This is a genomic window from Streptomyces sp. NPDC056160 (assembly GCF_042268205.1).
Taxonomy (GTDB): Bacteria; Actinomycetota; Actinomycetes; order Streptomycetales; family Streptomycetaceae; genus Streptomyces.
This window is the reverse complement of the sequence record NZ_JBHJUW010000021.1, coordinates 1-19,118: the sequence shown is the minus strand read 5'-3', so window position 1 is coordinate 19,118 and position 19,118 is coordinate 1. Positions and strand designations below refer to the sequence as shown.

Below are 19,118 nucleotides of genomic sequence, written 5' to 3'. Positions count from 1 at the left end.
GGGGGGGGCCCCGGCGGGCGGTCCCCCCCGGCTGGCCGCGGGGGGGTGACGCGGGGGCGGGCGCCCCGCGCCCGGGGGGCGGGCTCCGGGCGTGGGGGGGCTCCCCCCCGCGCCCCGGGGCGCCCACCGGGTGGGGGTGTGCCCTTCGCGGGCGGGTGCGGGTGTGTTGTGGCTGGTCGCGCAGTTCCCCGCGCCCCTGAAGGGCGCTCCACGTGACCAGCGTTACCGGTCCCGCTCTTTACTGCCCCCGTACTCGCCGGTACGTTTGTATGAGCAAGCGCTTAGACAGTCGAGGTCGCGGAGGTGGGCGGCGTGCGCCGTACGGTGTTCAACGAGGATCACGAGGCGTTCCGGGAGACCCTCCGCGCCTTCATCGAGGCCGAGGTCGTACCCGTGTACGACGAGTGGTTCGCGGCCGGCCAGGCCCCGCGCGACTTCTACTACAAGCTCGGTGAGCTGGGCATCTTCGGTATCAACGTGCCCGAGGAGTTCGGTGGCGCCGGCCTGGACAGCCACAAGTTCGAGGCCGTCCTGTACGAGGAGACCGCCCGCGCGGGCGTCAGCTTCGGCGGCTCCGGCGTGCACGTACTGCTCGCCCTGCCGTACATCAAGATGCTGGCCACCGACGAGCAGAAGAAGCGCTACCTGCCCAAGTTCGTCACCGGCGAGGAGATGTGGGCCATCGCGATGACGGAGCCGGGCACCGGTTCCGACCTCGCGGGCATGAAGTCCACCGCCAAGCTCTCCGAGGACGGCACGCACTACGTCCTCAACGGCGCCAAGACCTTCATCACCGGCGGCGTCCACGCCGACCGCGTCATCGTCTGCGCCCGCACCGCCGCGCCGACCGCCGAGGACCGCCGCCACGGCATCTCCCTGTTCGCCGTGGACACCAAGTCCGAGGGCTACTCCATCGGCCGCAAGCTCGACAAGCTGGGCCTGCGCACCTCCGACACCGCCGAGCTGGCCTTCGTCGACGTCAAGGTCCCGGTCGAGGACCTGCTCGGTGAGGAGAACAAGGGCTTCTCCTACCTCGGCCACAACCTCGCCTCCGAGCGCTGGGGCATCGCCTTCGGCGCCTACGCGCAGGCCAAGGCCGCCGTCCGGTTCGCCAAGCAGTACGTCCAGGAGCGCACCGTCTTCGGCAAGCCGGTCGCCCACTTCCAGAACACCAAGTTCGAGCTGGCCGCCTGCCAGGCCGAGGTCGACGCCGCCGAGGCCGTCGCCGACCGTGCCACCGAGGCCCTGGACGCCGGTGAGCTGACCCCCGCCGAGGCCGCCTCCGCCAAGCTGTTCTGCACCGAGGTCGCCCACCGCGTCATCGACCGCTGCCTCCAGCTCCACGGCGGCTACGGCTACATGAACGAGTACCCGATCGCCCGTCTGTACGCGGACAACCGCGTGAACCGCATCTACGGCGGCACCAGCGAGATCATGAAGTCGATCATCGCCAAGAACATGGGCCTGTAGGACCCGTGAGCACGGCACTCGAGTCCCTGCTCGATCTGCTCGACCTGGAGCGGATCGAGCGGGACATCTTCCGCGGCCGGTCCCGCTCCGCCGTCGTGCCCCGCGTCTTCGGCGGGCAGGTCGCGGCGCAGGCACTGGTCGCCGCCGGGCGCACGGTGCCCGCCGAGAGGCACGCGCACTCGCTGCACGCCTACTTCCTGCGCCCCGGCGACCCCGGCGCGCCCATCGTCTACACGGTGGACCGCATCCGCGACGGGCGCTCCTTCACCACCCGGCGGGTCGTCGCCGTCCAGCACGGACAGCCGATCTTCCACCTCTCGGCGTCCTTCCAGACGTACGAGGAGGGCCTGGACCACCAGGTCCCCATGCCGTCCGCCCCCGACCCGGAGACCCTGCCCACCTCCGCCGAACGGCTGCGCGGCTACGACCACCTGCCGCCCGAGGTGATCGAACGGTTCCTCGAAACCCGCGAGGCCGTCGACCTGCGGTACGTCGACGAGCCCCCGTACGGGGAGTTCGGCGCACCCCGCGAGCCGCACTCCCAGGTGTGGTTCCGCACCAACGGCAAACTCGACGGCGACGTCGACCAGCCCCTCCTGCACGTCGTCCTCGCCACCTACGTCTCCGACATGACGCTGCTCGACTCGGTGCTGCTCGCGCACGGGCGCGGCGGCTGGGCGGTGGGGGACGTCGTCGGGGCCTCCCTGGACCACGCCATGTGGTTCCACCGGCCGTTCCGCGCCGACGAGTGGCTGCTGTACGACCAGGAGTCGCCCTCGGCGTCCGGCGGGCGCGGCCTCGGGCAGGCCCGCATCCACACGCGGGACGGCCGGCTGGCCGTCTCGGTGATCCAGGAAGGCGTGGTCCGCGTTCCCCGGGAACACTGAGGGGCATGGCGGACACCGCACGGGGCACGACAGCACAGCGGGCAGGCGGCGGCGAGAGCACCTTCACGGTGATCGTCGCCGCCCTGGCCAACCTCGGCATCGCGCTGGCCAAGGCGGTGGCCGGGGTGCTCAGCGGATCCAGCGCCATGCTGTCCGAGGCCGCGCACTCGGTGGCCGACACGGTCACCGAGGTCCTGCTGCTCACCGCGCTCAAGCGCAGCGAACGCCCCGCCGACGAGGACCACCCGCTCGGCTACGGCCCCGAGCGCTACATCTGGGCGCTGCTCGCCGCCGTCGCCACGTTCGTCGGCGGCGCGGTCTTCTCCCTCTACGACGGCGTCCACACCCTCCTCGCCGGAGAGCAACTCGGCGATCCGCTGGTGTCGTACGTCGTCCTCGCCGTCGCCTTCCTGCTGGAGGGCTTCTCCCTGCGCACCGGCCTGCGCCAGGCCCGCGGTGCGGCCGCGCGCCTCCAGGTGCCCTTCCCGCGCTACTTCCGGCGCACCGCCGACACCGCCGTCAAGGCCGTCGTCATGGAGGACTCCGCCGCCCTGGCCGGCCTGCTGCTCGCGGCCGGCGGCCTGCTCGGCGGGCAGCTCACCGGCTCCGGCGTCTGGGACGGCATCGCCTCCCTGTGCATCGGCGCACTGCTCCTGTACGTGGCCTGGGTGCTGGGCCGCTCCAACGTGGAACTGCTCATCGGACGCCCGCTGCCCCGCGCCACCCGGGAGCGGATCCGGGCGGAACTGCTGGCGGTGGAGCACATCGAGGCCGTACTGGAGCTGACCACGCTCGTGCAGGGCCCCAGGGAGGCCCTGGTGGCGGCGAAGGTCGACTTCCGGGACGTGTCGACCGCGGCGCAGATCGAATGGGCGTGCGAGCGGGCCGAGCAGCGGCTGCGTGAGGCGTTCCCCGTCGCCAGCCGGGTCTACCTGGACCCGACGCCGGGATTCGCGCAGCGCCGCTCGGAGGGGCTCAATCCCTGGCCGTGACGGGCGCGGTCAGAAGGCCAGGCCCGCCCGGTCCAGCAGGTAGGCGGTCATCGGGTCGTAGAAGCGGGGGCTGACCACGTGGTCGTCGAGGGGGACCGTCACCTGGACGGTCCCCTCGGCCTCGGCGAGGAAGAGGGCCGGGTCGTTGCAGTCGGCGTAGCCGACGGAGTCCACGCCGAGCTGCCCGGCGCAGCCCGCCCAGCCGTGGTCGGCGACGACCAGGTCGGGCAGCGGGCGGCCCGCGCGCTCCAGGCCGGTGAGGATGGCCCGCATCGGCTCGCCCGAGTGGGTGTGCCACAGCGTGGCGCCGTGTTCGAGCACCGCCACGTCCGCGAACTGCATGACGTACCCCTCGTCGGTCCGCAGCCCCTCCGGGATGACGACGATCTCGCAGCCGGCGGCGCGCAGCGCGGCGGCCGTGGCGCGGTGCACGTCCAGCAGGCCGCCGGGGTGACCGGTGGCGAACAGCACCCGCTGGCCGCCGTCGGCCGCCTTGCGCAGCCGGCCGGCCAGCCGCTCCAGGCCGTCGACGGTCAGCTCGGGGTCGATGGTGTCCTGGCCCTGCCGGTACTCGGGGTCGTCGTTGACGCCGACCCGTTCGGCCATCACCGCGAGCACGTCCTGCTCGTCGCTCCAGCGGTCGCCGAGTTCCAGGCCGAGCCAGAAGTTCCGGTCACCGTTGGCCAGCTTGCGGTAGTGCGAGAGGTTGTTCTCACGGGGCGTGGCGACGTCCCCCGCGATACGGGTCCTCACGAGATGGTCGACGAGCTCGGCGCGGCTGGGTGTCCCGGGTATCGGCATGGCACCCATTGTGGGGCAGCCCGCCGCACGAGTCCGCCGCATGCCACGGGCTGGGACGCGGGTCACTCGCCGTGCCCGGGCCGCGCTCATCACTCCCCGTGCTTGAGCGCGAACCACAGTTCCATGCGGACGTCGGGGTCGTCGAGGTCGGTGTGGAGGAGTGCCGCGCAGCGGGCGATGCGCTGGCGGACGGTGTTGCGGTGGACGGCCAGGGCGGTCGCGGTGCGGTCCCAGCTGCCGTGCAGGGAGAGCCAGGTGCGCAGGGTCTCGGTGAGGGCGGGCTGCGCGGCGAGGGGGGCCAGGACGGTGCGGGCGTGGGCCGCGGCCTCCTCGGGCGGGAGCAGGGCGCCGAGGCCGGAGCGGGCGCCGTGGCGGACCAGGGGGCTGCGGGTGGCGCGGGCGCGGGCCAGGGCGCGCGCCGCCTGCGTGTCGGCGGCCGGCCACTCCCGCGGGGGGACGGCGGCACTGACCCCGAGCGTCCAGCCGGGCTGGCGTACCGCCTCCCGCTCGGCGGGCAGCAGGACCCGTACGACGCCGGACTCGGCGCACAGGTCCACCAGCGCCGAGCCCAGGGCGGCGCCGAGGGCGGAGGCGGCGACGGCGTCCGCGGGCCGGTGCTCGGGGCGCGCGTGCACGACGGTCCACCGCCCCTGTCCGAGCAGCGGTGCCACGTCCTGCGCAGGTGCCCCGAGCAGCATCCGGACCAGCGCCGCCGACCGGGCCGCCGACGTGCCGCTCAGGTGCTCGCCGGTCAGCAGGGACAGCAGGACGGCGGCGACGGAGGCGATGGTGTGGTCCCCGGGCTCGCGGCGCGGAGCGGCCACCCCGAGGACGAATCCCTGGCCGGCGCCGAGCGCGTAGGCGGCGAGGTGGCTGCCCGCCACCGTGTCGGCCGCCGAGCTGGGCGCGTGCGGGCCGGCCGGCACCCCAGGCTGCGCGCCGGACGCGGGCGGCGCCGCCGGATTCGGCCGGGTACCGGAAGCCGGTCGCACCACCGCCGCCAGACCGGCCAGCGCCGCCCGCACCTCCTGTGCCGGCTCCCGGCCCGCGCCCGCGATCGGGGTGCCGTCGGGACCGTAGAGCACGGCCCGGCCGCCCAGCCGCTGGGCGAGCTGGCGCAGCACGGAAGGGACGGGATCGGGGCGGGACGCGGCGGCGGCCAGGCTCTGCTGGGCCTCGGTGACCCGGCGCAGCTCGGCCATGCGCAACTGGGCGACCAGCTGCCACACGGCACGGGCGACCCCGGAGAACGTCGTCCGGGGCGGCACCTCCAGCAGCGGCAGGCCACGGGCCTCGCAGGCGGCGGTCAGCGCGGCCGGGACCGTGTCGTGCAGGGGTGCCACACCGAACCCGAGGGCCGCGCCGCCCGCCGCGACGATCCGGGCGACGTAGTCGTCGAAGTACGCGTCCGGCGCGTCCTGCGCCATGTGCACACCGGCCGTCAGCAGCAGCTCGCCGCCCAGCAGGTACGGGTAGGGATCGGACATCTCCGAGGTGTGCGCCCAGTGGATCACGACGTCCGGTCCGCACGGCCCGGCGATCTGGCGCAGGGCGAGGTCCTCGCGGGCCAGCAGCGCGGCCAGCGGGACGGGCGGGGTCGGTGGGACCACCGGGGCTACCGGGGGCACCGAGGCTGGTGTGTCCGGCATGGTGTGCGTTCCCTCCATCCCAGCCCCCACGAATGGATGAAACGTACACTTCGCAGTCGCTTTCCGGCCACCTAATGTCGTTCCAGACCCGGCGGCCGCGGGTACGGGCGGATGTCCCCGCGTGCCACTGCCGGCGCCCCCTTCGCGGGGGATCCCAGGAAATCCACACGTCTCTGCACGACCCGCCACCGGACAGTGCGCGAAGGAGGGCCCCCATGGCCGTCGACTACACGGTGATCGTTCTCTACCTGGCCGGGATGCTGGCCATGGGCTGGTGGGGCATGCGCCGCGCCAAGTCCAAGAGCGAGTTCCTGGTGGCAGGCCGCCGCTTGGGGCCCGCCATGTACTCCGGCACCATGGCGGCGATCGTCCTCGGCGGCGCGTCCACCATCGGCGGTGTGGGGCTCGGCTACAAGTACGGGCTCTCCGGGGCCTGGATGGTCTTCACCATCGGCCTCGGCATCCTCGCCCTGTCGGTCTTCTTCTCCGCCCGCATCGCCCGGCTGCGGGTCTACACCGTCTCCGAGATGCTCGACCTGCGCTACGGCGGGAAGGCGGGCATCATCTCCGGCGTGGTCATGTGGGCGTACACCCTCATGCTCGCGGTCACCTCCACGATCGCCTACGCCACCATCTTCGACGTGCTCTTCGACCTGAACCGCACCGTCGCCATCGTCATCGGCGGCGCGATCGTCGTCGCGTACTCCACCCTCGGCGGCATGTGGTCCATCACGCTGACCGACATGGTGCAGTTCGTCGTCAAGACGATCGGCGTCCTGCTCCTGCTGCTGCCCATCGCCGTCGTCAAGGCGGGCGGCTTCGGGGCGATGCGGGCCGAGCTGCCGACCTCGTACTTCGACCCGCTGGGCATCGGCGGCGAGACGATCTTCACCTACGTGCTGATCTACACCTTCGGCATGCTCATCGGCCAGGACATCTGGCAGCGCGTCTTCACCGCCCGCAGCGACCGGGTCGCCCGCCTCGGCGGCACCGTCGCCGGCACCTACTGCCTCGTCTACGCCCTGGCCGGTGCCGTCATCGGCACCGCCGCCAAGGTGCTGTACCCGCACCTGGGCAGCGCCGACGACGCCTTCGCCACCATCGTCAAGGACGAACTGCCCGTGGGCGTGCGCGGCCTGGTGCTCGCCGCCGCCCTGGCCGCCGTGATGTCGACCTCCTCCGGCGCGCTGATCGCCTGCGCCACCGTCGCCAACAACGACATCTGGTCCCGGCTGCGGGGCGCGGTGCGCCGCACCGGCGAGGCGCACGACGGCGAGCACGACGAGGCGCACGACGAGGTCAAGGGCAACCGCGCCTTCATCCTGATCATGGGCGTCGGCGTCATCGGCACCGCGATCGCGCTGAACAACGTCGTCGAGGCGCTGACCGTGGCGTACAACCTGCTCGTCGGCGGCCTGCTCGTGCCGATCCTCGGCGGGCTGCTGTGGAAGCGCGGCACCGCGCCCGGCGCCCTCGCCTCCGTGATCGTCGGCGGCCTCGCGGTCATCGGCCTGATGTCCGGCTTCGGCATCCTGGCCAACGAGCCCGTCTACTACGGCCTGCTGTCCTCCCTGGTCGCCTACGTCGCCGTGTCGCTGGCCACCAGGCCCACCGACGAGTCCGTCCTCGCCGTCTGGCGCGAACGCCTCGCCGGACGCACACCCGAACCCGCGTCCGAACCCGTCCCGGCGCACCCGTAGAGTCGCCAGGAAAGCAGTACATGCGCGACGAAGCGCAGGAAAGAAGGCATTTCACCATGAGCAGCACCGAGACGCCCCGCGGCCCCGTCGACTCCTCCCGCGTCCCGCGCTACGCCGGCCCCGCCACCTTCGCCCGGCTGCCCCGCCTCGACGAGGTCGGTACCACCGACGTCGCCGTCGTGGGCGTGCCGTTCGACTCGGGCGTCTCCTACCGGCCGGGCGCCCGCTTCGGCGGCAACGCCATCCGCGAGGCGTCCCGGCTGCTGCGCCCCTACAACCCCGCCCAGGACGCCTCCCCGTTCGCCCTCGCCCAGGTCGCGGACGGCGGTGACATCGCGGTGAACCCGTTCAACATCAACGAGGCCGTGGAGACCGTCGAGGCCGCCGCCGACGAGCTGCTCGGCACCGGCGCCCGCCTGATGACCCTCGGCGGCGACCACACCATCGCCCTGCCGCTGCTCAGGTCCGTCGCCAAGAAGCACGGCCCGGTCGCGCTGCTCCACTTCGACGCCCACCTCGACACCTGGGACACCTACTTCGGCGCCGAGTACACCCACGGCACCCCCTTCCGCCGCGCCGTCGAGGAGGGCATCCTCGACACCTCCGCCCTCTCCCACGTCGGCACCCGCGGCCCGCTGTACGGCAAGCAGGACCTCACCGACGACGAGAAGATGGGCTTCGGCATCGTCACCTCCGCGGATGTCTACCGCCGCGGCGCCGACGAGGTGGCCGACCAGCTGCGCCAGCGCATCGGCGACCGCCCGCTGTACATCTCCGTCGACATCGACTGCCTCGACCCGGCCCACGCCCCCGGCACCGGCACCCCCGAGGCCGGCGGCATGACCTCCCGCGAACTCCTGGAGATCCTGCGCGGCCTGGCCTCCTGCAACCTCGTGTCGGCGGACGTCGTCGAGGTCGCCCCGGCCTACGACCACGCCGAGATCACCTCCGTCGCCGCCTCCCACACGGCGTACGAACTGACCACCATCATGAGCCGCCAGATCGCGGCGGCCCGCACCGCATGACGCACTGAGGAGACCGAGCCCAAGTGACCCACGACCACGACCTGGTGCTCCGCCCGACGCCCGCGCAGACGGAGGCCGCACTCAACCCTCCCCCCGGCCGCAACGGCGGAGACCTCGTCGTGGAGACCCTGGCCGGGCTCGGCGCGACCACCGTCTTCGGCCTGCCCGGCCAGCACGCCCTCGGCATGTTCGACGCCCTGCGCCGCTCCGACCTGCGCTACGTCGGCCTGCGGGTGGAGAACAACGCGGGCTTCGCCGCCGACGCCTACGGCCGCCTCACCGGCGAGGCCGCCCCGCTGCTCCTGTCGACCGGCCCGGGAGCCCTCACCTCCCTGGCCGCCCTCCAGGAGGCGGCGGCGGCCTCCGCGCCCGTCCTCGCGATCGGCAGCCAGGTCCCGACCGCGGGACTCGGCGGTGGACGCCACGGCTACCTGCACGAACTGCCCGACCAGGCGGCCTCGTTCCGGGGCGTGGTGAAGTCCGTCCACACGGTCCGCACCCAGTCCCAGATCCCGTCCGCGATCGCGGCGGCCTGGCAGTCGGCGCTCACCGCCCCGCACGGCCCGGTCTGGGTGGAGATCCCGCAGGACGTGCTGCTGGCACAGACCTCCCTGCCGGTGGTGACCGCGATGGACGCGGCCCCGGAAGACGTCGTGCCGCGCCCTGAACTGACGGCCGTAGCAGCGCGGTTGCTGTCCACGGCGGCCCGTCCCGTGATCATCGCGGGCGGGGGCGTGATCCGGGCGGACGCCGCCGGGAAGCTGCGGGCGCTGGCCGAGAGGCTGAACGCCCCCGTCGTCACCACCTTCGGCGGCAAGGGCGCCTTCCCCTGGAACCACCCGCTCTCGCTCCAGTCCTGGCTGGAGGACCGGCACACCACCGACTTCCTGGAGGACGCCGACGTCCTGCTGGTCGTCGGCTCGGGACTCGGCGAACTCTCCTCGAACTACCACACGTTCGCACCGCGCGGCCGGGTGATCCAGATCGAGGCCGACCCCGGCAAACTGGAGTCCAACCACCCCGCCCTCGGTATCCACGCCGACGCCCGCCTCGCCCTCCAGGCACTCCTGGAGACGGTGGACGAGCGCGCCGACGACACGGCCGCCGACCGCGTACGCGACGTCCTCGCCAAGGTCCGCGACCGCATCGCCGCCCAGGGCCTCACCCTGGAGCAGGAGGTGCTGGCGTCGGTGCGCCGCGCCCTGCCCGCCGGATCACCGTCCTTCTGGGACATGACGATCCTGGCGTACTGGGCCTGGTCGGCCTTCGACGCCCAGGCACCCAACACCATGCACTCCGCCCAGGGCGCCGGCGGCCTCGGCTACGGCTTCCCGGCGGCGCTCGGCGCGGCGGCGGCCGACCCGACCCGCCCGGTGCTCGCGGTCTCCGGCGACGGCGGCGCCCTGTACTCGATCGCCGAGCTGGCCACGGCCCGCCAGTACGGCCTGGACGTCACCTGGCTGATCGTCGACGACGGCGGCTACGGCATCCTGCGCGAGTACATGACCGACGCCTTCGGGCAGGCCACGGCCACCGAACTCACCCGCCCCGACTACGTCGCCCTCGCCGAGTCCTTCGGCGTACCGGGCGTGCGTACGTCCCCCGGGACGCTGGAGGCCGACCTGGCGCGGGCGCTGGCGACGCCCGGCCCGTCGGTGGTGGTCCTGCCCGCCGTGCTGAGGATGTTCGCGCCTACGCACCTGGACTGACGGGCCGTCACTGCCGACTGACTCCTGACTGGCGACCGCTGATCGTCGGCCGCCGTCAGCTGACCAGCCGGACGACCTGACGCATGTCCCCGGTGCTCATCTCCAGGTGATGGCTCACCGGTTCCTCCCCGTTGCCCGTCGACGGCCGGACCATGATCGCAAGGTCCGCCGACCGGGCCGACGGGCAGGGCCGGAGACAGGGGGCCTTCACCCCTCCACGAGCCGCCCGTACTTCTCCGCGTGGGCCGCGCGCTGTTCGGCGTACCCGTCCGCGAAGGCGTGCATCTCGCGCGGGTTCATGGTGTCGCCCGGTACACCCCCGGGCGGCAGCAGGTCCGGTATCTCCCGGAAGACCTCGGCAGCCGACTTCCAGTGGTCGCCCCCGCGGCACCTGGCCGCCATGACGTGATCCATCAGGGACGACAGTTCCTTGCCGAGGAAACGCATCGGCATCTCCTTCACGGCGAGGTCGTCCCGCCGCGGCGCCGCTCCCCCCTTCCCGGCCAGCAGACGTATCGTCCACAGCGTCGCGAGGAGCCGGCCGGACAAGTGGTGGTCGCTCGGCTTCTGTTCTGCCACGCGCTCTTCCTACCCACGGCGGCGCCGCCCATCCGGCTCCGACGGCAGGCGTGTTCCGGCCACTCGTACGGAAGTTGCCCTGTCCGTACAACCATTACCGCGAATCCGAGCGTCCACTGGGTATGACTCACTGGATATCACGACGCGTCAGGACGCTCGCGGCGATCGGTGCGGGCGCCGGGATGCTCGTTCCCTGCGTGGCCGCCGCGACGCCCGCCGCCGCTGCTCCCGCACCGAAAGTCAGCTGCACGTCCGGCAAGGCGGGACTGGCCGCCCAGTTGCAGAAGGACATCACCGCCGCCATGGCGGGCCGCAAGGGCTCCATCGCCGTCGGCGTGCGCGACCGCAGCACCGACACCACCTGCACCTTCCGGGAGTCGAGCGCCTACGACTCCGCGAGCGTGGTCAAGGTGACCGTCCTCGCCACCCTGCTGTGGGACGCCAAGAAGACGAACCGGCTGCTCACCGACCGCGAGGCCGACCTCGCCAAGGCGATGATCACCCAGTCGGACAACGACTCGACGTCCGCCCTGTGGAAGCAGCTCGGCCTGACCAAGGTCAAGGGCTTCCTGAGCGCCGCCGGCATGACCCAGACCAAGCCGGGCGCGGACGGCTACTGGGGCCTCACCCAGATCACCGTGCGCGACGAGCAGAAGCTGCTCGCGCTCGTCACGGCGAAGAACTCGGTCCTGAGCGACAACTCCCGCGCCTACATCCTCAAGCTGATGGGCCAGGTCGTCTCCTCCCAGCGCTGGGGCACCCCCGCGGGCGCGCCGTCCACCGTCGCCTGGCACGTGAAGAACGGCTGGCTGCAGCGCGCCACGCACGGCTGGCGGGTGCACAGCGTCGGCACCTTCAACGGCGGCGGCCACGACTACACGATCACGGTGCTCACCCAGGACAACAGCACCATGGACTACGGCGTCACCACCATCCAGAACATCGCCCGGGCCGTCCACAAGGACATCGCCCCCACCGCGCGGTGGGTCAAGCGCGCGGAGCCGACGTCCAGGCCCAAGGAGGCGATCGTCCCGGTGCCGCCGACCGGCTGACCCTTCACGAGGCGGTCTCCCGCCGGTCACCGGGGAGCCCTACGGTGACGGTCATGCGCCTGAGAACCGTACTCGCGACCGTCACCGCCGGCCTGGCGGCGGCCACCTGCCTGACCGCCGGACCGGCCGCCGCCGCCACCGCCCCCGCCGCCACGGCCCGGGACCGTACAGGGGCCGGGGACCACTCCTGCTCCCCGTCCGTCACCCTCGACCGCTTCTCCGACGCGCTCGACAAGACGACGTACCACGGCTCGTACGCCGGCAACTTCTCCGCGCTCGCGCGCGACCGGCACGGCGACCTGGCCGCGCTCTCCGACCGCTCCGAGCTGTTCACCCTGGACCGGCGCACACTGAAGCCGACCGGGGTCGTCGCCCTCGCCGACGAGAAGGGCGCGCCGCTCGACTCCGAGGGCCTGGTCGTCGACCGGGACGGCACCCGCCTGGTCACCTCCGAGACCGAGCCGTCCGTACGCCGCTACTCCCGCGACGGCCGCATCCTGGACCGGCTGCCCGTGCCCGACGCGCTGCGCGTGGCCCCCGCCGGCCGCGCCACCGCCAACCAGACCTTCGAGGGCCTGACCCTGCTGCCCGGCGGCCGCACGCTCCTCGCGTCCATGGAGTACGCGCTCGGCGGCGACGACGCCCGCACCGTCCGCCTCCAGACCTGGCAGCGGACCGGGGACGGCCACTTCCGGCTCGCCGCGCAGTACGCCTACCGCACCGACGACGCGAGCCTCGGCGTCCCCGAGGTCCAGGCCGTCCCGGACGGCCGGCTGCTCGTCCTGGAGCGCGGCTTCACCGCCGGGACGGGCAACACCGTCCGCCTCTACCTCGCCGACGCGCGCGGCGCCACCGACACCAGCGGCGTCGAGAGGCTGACCGGACAGAGCGGCGTCCGCCCGGTCAGGAAGACCCTCCTCACCGACATCGCCGCCTGCCCCTCCCTCGGCGCCACCGCCAGGCAGCCCCAGCCCAACCCGCTCCTGGACAACATCGAGGGCATGACCGTCACCGGCCGCGACGCCCGGGGCCGCCTCCGCGTCCTCCTGGTCAGCGACGACAACGCGAACGCGGCGCAGACGACCCGGTTCTACTACCTGCGGGTCCGGGTGTGACCGCCACCCGCGGGTTCGGGTGTGACCGTCACCCGCGGGTCCGGGTGTGACCGCCCCCTCACCGCCCCCGGACCGCACCCGACCCACCCCCGGTCCGCCCCCCTGAGCGTCCCCGCCGCGCCACCGAATGTTGCGGAGGGATGAAATCCGCCGCCGCCCTTGTTGGTGCCTTCCGGAAGATCAGGCCGTCAGGGAGGCACCGACGTGGCAGCGCAGCCGGGGGAGACACGAGGGTGGGTGCGCAGGCTCGCCTCGTACGCGTGGCGCCATCCGAAGGACGTCGTCTTCGCCCTCGGCTCCTCACTCGCCGGGATGGCGGTCATGGCCGTCGTCCCGCTGATCACCAAGGTGATCATCGACGACGTCATCGGTGACCACAGCCGCGCCATGGCCCCCTGGGCCGGCGCCCTGATAGGCGCCGCGCTCCTCGTGTACGCCGCCACCTACGTCCGCCGCTACTACGGCGGCCGGCTCGCCCTCGACGTCCAGCACGACCTGCGGACCGAGATGTACGGGTCGATCACGAAGCTGGACGGCCGCCGCCAGGACGACCTGTCCACGGGGCAGGTCATCGGCCGCGCCACCAGCGACCTCCAGCTCATCCAGGGCCTGCTCTTCATGCTGCCGATGACCATCGGCAACGTCCTGCTCTTCGTGATCTCCCTGGTGATCATGGCCTGGCTGTCGCTGCCGCTGACCCTGGTCGCCCTCGCCGTCGCCCCCGCGCTCGGCTGGATCGCCAAGCGCAGCCGCAGCCGGCTGCACCCGGCCACCTGGTACGCGCAGGCGCAGGCGGCGGCCGTCGCGGGCGTGGTGGACGGCGCGGTCAGCGGCGTCCGCGTGGTGAAGGGCTTCGGGCAGGAGGAACAGGAGACCGCCAAGCTGCGCGCGGTCGGCCGCAGGCTGTTCGCCGGGCGGCTGCGCACCATCCGCCTGAACGCCAGGTTCACCCCGGCCCTCCAGTCGGTCCCCGCGCTCGGCCAGGTCGCCATGCTGGCGCTCGGCGGCTGGCTGGCCGTGAAGGGGCACATCACGCTCGGCACGTTCGTCGCCTTCTCCACCTACCTCGCCCAGCTCGTCGGCCCGGTCCGCATGCTCGCCGTGGTCCTCACGGTCGGGCAGCAGGCCCGCGCCGGCACCGAACGCGTGCTGGAGCTGATCGACACCGAGCCCACGCTCACCGAGGGCACCAGGGAACTGCCTGCGGACGCGCCCGCCACCGTCGAGTTCGACGACGTGTCCTTCGGCTACACCGACGGCCGCCCCGTCCTCAAGGGCCTGTCCTTCGAGATCCGCCCCGGCGAGACCCTCGCCGTCGTCGGCTCCTCCGGCTCCGGCAAGTCCACCGTCTCCCTGCTCCTGCCGCGCTTCTACGACGTCACCCACGGCGCCGTCCTGATCGGCGGCCACGACGTGCGCGAGCTGACCCTGGACTCGCTCAGGGCCGCGATCGGCCTGGTCCCCGAGGACTCCTTCCTCTTCTCCGACACCGTCCGCGCCAACATCGCCTACGGCCGCCCCGACGCCACCGACGACGAGATCACCGCCGCCGCGCGCGCCGCCCAGGCGGACCGCTTCATCGCCGAGCTGCCCGACGGCTACGACACCAAGGTCGGCGAGCAGGGCCTGACCCTCTCCGGCGGCCAGCGCCAGCGCGTCGCCCTGGCCCGCGCCATCCTCACCGACCCGCGCCTGCTCGTCCTGGACGACGCCACCTCCGCCGTCGACGCCCGCGTCGAGCACGAGATCCACGAGGCGCTCGCCCAGGTCATGCGGGGCCGTACGACCCTCCTCATCGCGCACCGCCGCTCCACCCTCGGCCTCGCCGACCGCATCGCCGTCCTCGACGGCGGCCGGCTCGCCGACATCGGCACCCACGACGAACTCCAGGAACGCTCCGCGCTCTACCGGCGCCTGCTCACCGACCCCGACGAACTCGGCGGCGTCTCCCCGGGGCACGCCCTGCCCGCCGCTCCCGCGCAGGACACCTCGGTCCGCGAGGAACTGGACGCCGAGTTCGACGCCGAGCGGGGCATCACACCCACCCTGTGGGCGGGCGAGCGCGAACCGCGCGACGCGGCGACCGCCGGCATGCCCGCCACCCCGGAGCTGCTGGCCCAGGTGGCGGCCCTGCCACCGGCCACCGACACCCCCGACGTCGACGAGGCCCGCGCCGTACGCCCCGAGACCTCCTACGGCCTGCGCCGCCTCCTGCACGGCTTCGGACTGCCCCTGCTGGCCAGCCTCGGCCTCGTCGCCGTGGACGCCGGCATGGGCCTGCTGCTGCCCGTACTGATCCGGCACGGCATCGACCAGGGCGTCACCAGGATGGCCCTGGGCGCCGTCTGGACGGCCTCCCTGCTGGCTCTGCTCGCCGTGCTCGTGCAGTGGGCGGCGCAGACCGGCGAGACCCGGATGACCGGCCGCACCGGCGAGCGCGTCCTGTACACGCTGCGCCTGAAGATCTTCGCCCAGCTCCAGCGGCTCGGCCTGGCCTACTACGAGCGCGAGCTGACCGGCCGGATCATGACGAGGATGACGACGGACGTCGACGCCCTGTCGACGTTCCTGCAGACCGGTCTGGTCACGGCCTTCGTCTCCGTGGTCACCTTCTTCGGCATCATGGTCGCCCTGCTGGTGATCGACGTCCGGCTGGCACTGGTCGTCTTCGCGACCCTGCCCCCGCTGATCGTCGCCACGTTCTTCTTCCGCCGGGCCAGCGTCAAGGCCTACCAGCTCGCCCGCGAGCGGGTGTCGGTGGTCAACGCCGACCTCCAGGAGTCGGTGGCCGGGCTGCGCATCGTGCAGGCGTTCCGGCGCGAGCGCGACGGCGGGCGGCGGTTCGCCGAGCGCAGCGACAGCTACCGCAGGGCCCGGATACGCGGCCAGTGGCTGATCTCCGTCTACTTCCCGTTCGTGCAGCTCCTGTCCTCGGTCGCGGCGGCCTGTGTGCTGATCGCGGGCGCCGGCCGGGTGGAGGCGGCCACGCTGACCACGGGCGCCCTGGTGGCGTACCTGCTCTACATCGACCTGTTCTTCGCCCCCGTCCAGCAGCTCTCGCAGGTCTTCGACGGCTACCAGCAGGCCACCGTCTCCCTCGGCCGCATCCAGGAACTGCTCCAGGAGCCGGCGTCCACCGAGCCCGCCGCCGCGCCCCGCGAGGTGCCCGCGCTGCGCGGCGAGATCGCCTTCGAGGACGTCCGCTTCGCCTACGGCGACGAGGAGGAGGCCCTCACCGGGATCGACCTGCGCATCCCCGCCGGGCAGACCGTCGCCTTCGTCGGCGAGACCGGCGCCGGCAAGTCGACCCTGGTCAAGCTGGTCGCCCGGTTCTACGACCCGACCGGCGGCCGGGTCACCGTGGACGGCACGGACCTGCGCGACCTGGACATCACGGCGTACCGCCACCGGCTCGGCGTCGTACCGCAGGAGGCGTACCTCTTCCCGGGCACCGTCCGCGACGCCATCGCCTACGGCCGCCCGGACGCCACCGACGCCGAGGTGGAGGCCGCGGCCCGCGCGGTCGGCGCGCACGAGATGATCGCCACGCTGGACGGCGGCTACCTGCACGAGGTCGCCGAACGCGGCCGCAACCTGTCGGCCGGGCAGCGCCAGCTCATCGCCCTGGCCCGCGCCGAACTCGTCGACCCGGATGTCCTCCTGCTCGACGAGGCCACCGCCGCCCTCGACCTGGCCACCGAGGCCCAGGTCAACCAGGCCACCGACCGGCTCGCGGGCCGCCGCACCACGCTCGTGGTGGCCCACCGGCTGACCACGGCCGCCCGCGCCGACCGGGTGGTGGTGATGGACCACGGCCGCGTCGCCGAGGACGGCACGCACGACGAACTGCTGGCCCGCGGCGGCCGGTACGCCGAGTTGTGGCGCACCTTCACCGGCACGAGCGAGCCCGAGCAGCCGGTCAGCGCGTCCCGGTGACCCGGCGGGGCAACCATCCGCGGTACGTACGGCGTCCGTACATGCGTACGTCGATGAGCCTGCCGCAAGGGGGGGAGTGACCGTGGACAGGGCTGTGCTGCGCCGCCGGCTGGCGCTCGGCCTGGCCGTGCTGACCGGAGCCGGGCTGCTGGCGCTCGCCGTACCCGGCGCCGCGCAGGCGGCTTCCGCCGGCTGCGCGGGCCGCGAGGTCAAGGCGCTGCCGTTCGCCACCGGTTCCGTGCACGTCTACAAGCGCGACGGCTACGTCTGCGCCGTCACGGTCTCCGACCGGCCCGGCCGCAAGCAGACGATGTCGGTCACCGTGCAGGCCCGCGGCAACCGCCCGGTCACCGACAAGGGCCGCTACTCCTACCGGGCCGGCCCGGTCACCGTGCACGCCGGCCACCGCTGCGTGCGGGTCGGCGGCTCCGTCGGGTCCCGCTCGGTCAGCAGCGGCTGGATCCTGTGCTGACGGGCCGAGCGGCGGGCCCGGTGGTCGTGCCGACGGGCTGAGCCGCCGGCCCGGCGACAGCCGGGACGGGACCGATTCGCCGACTCCCCTGGTGTGCACCCGAGTTGCTCCGATAGCTTCCGGCGCACATCTGTCTCACAGGGGAGTGTGCATGCGCAAGGCGCTCAGATGGCTGCTGGCGCTGGTGGTGCTCGTCGGCACCGTCAGTACGGCCGGGGCGGCCACCGCCGCCCAGGCAGGGGCCACCGGCACCGACATCAAGGACCGGCTGCTGTCCATACCGGGCATGAGCCTGATCGAGGAGAAGCCCTACACCGGGTACCGCTACTTCGTCCTGAACTACACCCAGCCCATCGACCACCGGCACCCGTCCAAGGGCACCTTCCAGCAGCGGTTCACCCTGCTGCACAAGGGAGTCGACCGTCCGACGGTCTTCTACACCAGCGGCTACAACGTCTCCACCAATCCCAGCCGCAGCGAGCCGACCCGCATCGTCGACGGCAACCAGGTCTCCCTGGAGTACCGCTTCTTCACCCCGTCCCGGCCCGCCCCGGCCGACTGGTCCAAGCTCGACATCTGGCAGGCGGCCAGTGACCAGCACCGCCTCTTCACGGCCCTCAAGCAGGTCTACTCCCAGAACTGGATCGCCACCGGCGGCTCCAAGGGCGGCATGACGGCCACCTACTACGAGCGGTTCTACCCGCGAGACATGGACGGCGTCGTCGCCTACGTCGCCCCCAACGACGTCGTCAACGACGAGGACTCCGCCTACGACCGCTTCTTCGAGACCGTCGGCACCAAGGAGTGCCGCGACCGGCTCGGCGCCGTGCAGCGCGAGGCACTGGTGCGCCGTGAGCCGCTGGAGAAGAAGTACGCCCAGTACGCCGCCGACACCCACGCCACCTTCACCACCATCGGCGGCCTGGACCGCGCCTACGAGGCGGTCGTCCTCGACTACGTGTGGGGCTTTTGGCAGTACAGCCTGCTGAAGGACTGCGACACCATCCCCGCGGACGCCCGCACCGCCACCGACCAGCAGATCTGGGACTCCGTCGACACCATCTCCGGCTTCTCCGCCTACACCGACCAGGGCCTGGAGACCTACACGCCGTACTACTACCAGGCGGGCACCCAGATGGGCGCGCCCACGATCCACTTCCCGCACATCGAGAAGAAGCTGATCCGCTACGGCTACCAGCCGCCGCGCAACTTCGTGCCCCGCTCCATCCCGATGCGGTTCCAGCCGTGGGCGATGCGCGACGTCGACACCTGGGTGCGCCACCACGCGCGGCACATGCTGTTCGTCTACGGGCAGAACGACCCGTGGGGCTCGGAGCGCTTCCGCCTCGGCCACGGCGCCCGGGACTCGTACGTCTTCACGGCACCGGGCATGAACCACGGCGCGAACGTCGCCGGCCTCGTGCCGGACCAGAACGCGCTCGCCACCGCCAGGATCCTCGACTGGGCGGGCGTCGCCCCGGCCGCGGTCCGGGAGAACCCGTCGGCGGCCCGGCCGCTGGCCCGCCCGGACGCCAGGCTGGACGCGCGGGACGTGGAACGCGAGCCCGTGCTCAGGCCGTAGGCACGCCCAGGCCCTCACCACGGCACACCGGTGGGCCGGGGGGCGCGGGGGGGGGGGGGCCCGGCGGGCCCCCCCCCCCGCCCGAGGAGATCGGCCGACCCCAACACCCGAAAAACAACGCCGCCGGCGCCACCCCCCCCCCCCGGCCC

Annotated in this window: 14 protein-coding genes; 11 read left to right on the top strand and 3 right to left on the bottom strand. The window is 72.9% G+C overall.

Going from position 1 to position 19,118, the window contains the following annotated elements; all coding sequences use genetic code 11:
* The first annotated feature begins 312 nt into the window (after window positions 1-312).
* From ACFC02_RS10465 to ACFC02_RS10455, 3 genes are read left to right on the top strand one after another with little or no spacing between them, the layout of a single operon-like run.
* A complete protein-coding gene (locus ACFC02_RS10465) occupies window positions 313-1,470 on the top strand; it encodes an acyl-CoA dehydrogenase family protein (protein ID WP_376355011.1) in 1,158 nt (385 codons plus the stop codon).
* A 5-nt stretch (window positions 1,471-1,475) separates the two neighbouring features.
* Entirely contained in the window at window positions 1,476-2,357 is an 882-nt protein-coding gene (locus tag ACFC02_RS10460; RefSeq protein ID WP_376355009.1) for an acyl-CoA thioesterase, read from the top strand.
* 5 nt (window positions 2,358-2,362) lie between these two features.
* Entirely contained in the window at window positions 2,363-3,349 is a 987-nt protein-coding gene (locus ACFC02_RS10455) for a cation diffusion facilitator family transporter (protein WP_376355007.1), read from the top strand.
* A 9-nt stretch (window positions 3,350-3,358) separates the two neighbouring features.
* Here ACFC02_RS10455 and ACFC02_RS10450 read toward each other — a convergent pair whose 3' ends face one another.
* Together ACFC02_RS10450 and ACFC02_RS10445 are read right to left on the bottom strand one after the other, a co-directional pair.
* Window positions 3,359-4,150, bottom strand: a complete 792-nt coding sequence (locus tag ACFC02_RS10450) for a phosphatase (RefSeq protein WP_376355005.1) — start codon at window positions 4,148-4,150, stop codon at window positions 3,359-3,361.
* 89 nt (window positions 4,151-4,239) lie between these two features.
* Window positions 4,240-5,799 (bottom strand): PucR family transcriptional regulator ligand-binding domain-containing protein, encoded by a 1,560-nt coding sequence (locus tag ACFC02_RS10445; protein WP_376355003.1) that lies wholly within the window; start codon window positions 5,797-5,799, stop codon window positions 4,240-4,242.
* A 215-nt stretch (window positions 5,800-6,014) separates the two neighbouring features.
* Here ACFC02_RS10445 and ACFC02_RS10440 point away from each other — a divergent pair, with 215 nt between their 5' ends.
* The 3 genes from ACFC02_RS10440 to ACFC02_RS10430 are packed head-to-tail and all read left to right on the top strand — an operon-like array spanning window position 6,015 to window position 10,233.
* Window positions 6,015-7,499, top strand: coding sequence for a sodium:solute symporter (locus ACFC02_RS10440; protein ID WP_376355001.1), 1,485 nt, complete (start codon window positions 6,015-6,017; stop codon window positions 7,497-7,499).
* A gap of 56 nt (window positions 7,500-7,555) precedes the next feature.
* Window positions 7,556-8,524 carry an agmatinase gene (gene speB / locus ACFC02_RS10435; RefSeq protein ID WP_376354999.1) on the top strand — a complete coding sequence of 323 codons (969 nt, stop codon included), beginning with the start codon at window positions 7,556-7,558 and terminating at the stop codon, window positions 8,522-8,524.
* Between the two features lie 23 nt (window positions 8,525-8,547).
* Entirely contained in the window at window positions 8,548-10,233 is a 1,686-nt protein-coding gene (locus ACFC02_RS10430) for a thiamine pyrophosphate-binding protein (RefSeq protein WP_376354997.1), read from the top strand.
* Window positions 10,234-10,440: 207 nt separating this feature from the next.
* Here the strand turns inward: ACFC02_RS10430 and ACFC02_RS10425 are convergent, their stop codons facing one another.
* A complete protein-coding gene (locus tag ACFC02_RS10425; RefSeq protein WP_376354995.1) occupies window positions 10,441-10,812 on the bottom strand; it encodes a hypothetical protein in 372 nt (123 codons plus the stop codon).
* Window positions 10,813-10,934: 122 nt separating this feature from the next.
* Between ACFC02_RS10425 and ACFC02_RS10420 the strand changes: the two genes are divergently transcribed.
* The 5 genes from ACFC02_RS10420 to ACFC02_RS10400 all read left to right on the top strand — a co-directional run bounded on the left by ACFC02_RS10420 (window position 10,935) and on the right by ACFC02_RS10400 (window position 18,969).
* Window positions 10,935-11,864: a serine hydrolase gene (locus ACFC02_RS10420; protein ID WP_376354993.1), complete on the top strand. Its 930-nt coding sequence runs from the start codon at window positions 10,935-10,937 to the stop codon at window positions 11,862-11,864.
* Window positions 11,865-11,917: 53 nt separating this feature from the next.
* Complete coding sequence (locus ACFC02_RS10415) at window positions 11,918-12,979, top strand: esterase-like activity of phytase family protein (protein WP_376354991.1); 1,062 nt, start codon at window positions 11,918-11,920, stop codon at window positions 12,977-12,979.
* A gap of 204 nt (window positions 12,980-13,183) precedes the next feature.
* Window positions 13,184-16,915: an ABC transporter ATP-binding protein gene (locus ACFC02_RS10410; protein ID WP_376354989.1), complete on the top strand. Its 3,732-nt coding sequence runs from the start codon at window positions 13,184-13,186 to the stop codon at window positions 16,913-16,915.
* A gap of 82 nt (window positions 16,916-16,997) precedes the next feature.
* A complete protein-coding gene (locus ACFC02_RS10405; RefSeq protein WP_360977021.1) occupies window positions 16,998-17,387 on the top strand; it encodes a hypothetical protein in 390 nt (129 codons plus the stop codon).
* 151 nt (window positions 17,388-17,538) lie between these two features.
* Window positions 17,539-18,969, top strand: coding sequence for a S28 family serine protease (locus ACFC02_RS10400; protein ID WP_376354987.1), 1,431 nt, complete (start codon window positions 17,539-17,541; stop codon window positions 18,967-18,969).
* Window positions 18,970-19,118: the final 149 nt, after the last annotated feature.

What these genes read in the sequence shown, in the direction of transcription:
- ACFC02_RS10455 (WP_376355007.1), top strand. Translation starts at nt 2,363, where the DNA reads ATGGCGGACACCGCACGGGGCACGACAGCACAGCGGGCAGGCGGCGGC.
- ACFC02_RS10450 (WP_376355005.1), bottom strand. Translation starts at nt 4,150, where the DNA reads ATGCCGATACCCGGGACACCCAGCCGCGCCGAGCTCGTCGACCATCTC.
- ACFC02_RS10445 (WP_376355003.1), bottom strand. Translation starts at nt 5,799, where the DNA reads ATGCCGGACACACCAGCCTCGGTGCCCCCGGTAGCCCCGGTGGTCCCA.
- ACFC02_RS10440 (WP_376355001.1), top strand. Translation starts at nt 6,015, where the DNA reads ATGGCCGTCGACTACACGGTGATCGTTCTCTACCTGGCCGGGATGCTG.
- speB (WP_376354999.1), top strand. Translation starts at nt 7,556, where the DNA reads ATGAGCAGCACCGAGACGCCCCGCGGCCCCGTCGACTCCTCCCGCGTC.
- ACFC02_RS10420 (WP_376354993.1), top strand. Translation starts at nt 10,935, where the DNA reads ATGACTCACTGGATATCACGACGCGTCAGGACGCTCGCGGCGATCGGT.
- ACFC02_RS10415 (WP_376354991.1), top strand. Translation starts at nt 11,918, where the DNA reads ATGCGCCTGAGAACCGTACTCGCGACCGTCACCGCCGGCCTGGCGGCG.
- ACFC02_RS10400 (WP_376354987.1), top strand. Translation starts at nt 17,539, where the DNA reads ATGCGCAAGGCGCTCAGATGGCTGCTGGCGCTGGTGGTGCTCGTCGGC.